Below are 1,626 nucleotides of genomic sequence, written 5' to 3' on the forward strand. Positions count from 1 at the left end.
TTTTTCTGATTCATGTGGAGGCGCAGCAAAGTTCCCGCCAGGGGTTTAATCGGCGAATGTTTACTTATTTTGCTCGCTTTCATGAGAAATTTGTCTTACCGATTTATCCGATTGTAATTTTTTCTTACCAAAAGCCAAAAAGAGCAGCGATTAGTCAATATGTAGTCGATTTTCCTGATTTTAAGGTATTAGAATTTAACTATCAAGTAGTGCAGTTAAATCGATTAAATTGGCGAGATTTTCTCAATCAACAGAATCCGGTTGCTTCAGCTTTGATGGCGAAGATGAACATTGCAGAGAAAGAGCGAGCAAAAGTTAAGGCGGAATGTCTGCGCTTGTTAATCACTTTAAGGTTAGATCCAGCGAAAATGCAATTAATTTCTGGATTTATTGATACATATCTTAATCTTAATCCAGTCGAAGAGAGACAATTTCAAGAAGAGATTAGCACATTTAGTCAACCTGTACAGGAGGGAGTTATGCAAATTACTACCAGTTGGATGCGTCAAGGTATTGAACAAGGTATCGAACAAGGTATCGAACGCGAAAAGACATTGATTCTTCGTCAACTTAAACGCAAGTTAGGGGAGATTAATTTTTCCTTAGAAACTCAAATTATGGAGTTAAGTATTGATAATGTCGAAGCATTAGGAGAAGCTTTATTCGATTTCTCTACGGTTGAAGATTTAATCAATTGGTTAAATACTTTAACTGCCTAGTTTTGACGTTAGCGATCGCATCTTCGCAACAACCCACTAAAATTCTCCAATGAACCCAACAACTGCCAATTATGATGAACCCTGGAAAGAAGCATTAAGCGAATATTTTGAAGCGTTTTTATGCTTCTTTTTTCCCGAAGTTAACCAACTAATCAGTTATCAGTTATCAGTTATCAGTTATCAGTGACTAATTGGAAACAAGTAGCAATCCCTTTGCTATAATAGTCATGGCACACCTGAAAACAAAAGCGACTACTGGGAAGCTGCCAGAAAGGGAACAGTGGAAGTGGAGGTTAATCAGGGGATTGTATGAAAAGGAGTTCGAGAGGGAACAGATAATTAAACTGTTTGAAATCATCGACAATATGATGACTTTATCCACTGAATTACAGTCAAGCTTAGAGAGTAAAATCAAACAATTTGAGGAGGAAAGAACCATGCCTTTAGTAAGTAATATGGAGTTACGAGGAATAGAACGCGGTAAGGAAATTGGCAAGGAAATTGGTAAGGAAATTGGCAAGGAAATTGGCAAGGAAATTGGCGCGTTAGAAAAAAGCCGCGATGCTATAAAAACAGTTTTAACTGTGCGGTTTGGACAGATTTCTTCAGAAATTGAAGAGATAATCGGCAAAATCACTAACCCTACTATCTTAGAAGAGCTACTAAAATTAGCAGCTACCGCTAATTCTCTCGCAGAATTTAAGCAGTCTTTGGCAAGAATCCAATAAGAAAATCTTACCCTAGTGTGCTGCACTGCTCACCCATTCACCTTTAAACTCTTAGCCAGAAGCGGAGAACAATTAAAACTGTTGTCGTAATTCATGAACCCAACAACCGCTAATTATGATGAACCCTGGAAAGAAGCATTAACCGAGTATTTTGAAGCATTTTTACACTTCTTTTTTCC

3 protein-coding genes are annotated in these 1,626 nt (G+C 37.6%); all 3 read left to right on the forward strand.

Features of this window, described 5'->3' with window-relative positions; genetic code table 11:
• Positions 1-719 (forward strand): DUF4351 domain-containing protein (locus IQ242_RS24240; protein WP_193961712.1); only part of this gene is annotated, 719 nt, incomplete at its 5' end.
• A 49-nt stretch (positions 720-768) separates the two neighbouring features.
• The gene (locus IQ242_RS24245; RefSeq protein WP_193961713.1) at positions 769-906 is read left to right on the forward strand and encodes a hypothetical protein; all 138 of its coding nucleotides are present in this window, start codon (positions 769-771) and stop codon (positions 904-906) included.
• A 40-nt stretch (positions 907-946) separates the two neighbouring features.
• Positions 947-1,447, forward strand: coding sequence for a hypothetical protein (locus tag IQ242_RS24250; RefSeq protein ID WP_193961714.1), 501 nt, complete (start codon positions 947-949; stop codon positions 1,445-1,447).
• Positions 1,448-1,626 lie beyond the last annotated feature (179 nt).

Origin of the sequence: Microcystis sp. LEGE 08355, assembly GCF_015207185.1 — a bacterium.
GTDB classification, from domain to species: Bacteria; Cyanobacteriota; Cyanobacteriia; order Cyanobacteriales; family Microcystaceae; genus Microcystis; species Microcystis panniformis.

Excerpts from the sequence above, each read along its gene's own strand:
- IQ242_RS24245 (WP_193961713.1), top strand. The coding sequence starts at position 769 with ATGAACCCAACAACTGCCAATTATGATGAACCCTGGAAAGAAGCATTA.
- IQ242_RS24250 (WP_193961714.1), top strand. The coding sequence starts at position 947 with ATGGCACACCTGAAAACAAAAGCGACTACTGGGAAGCTGCCAGAAAGG.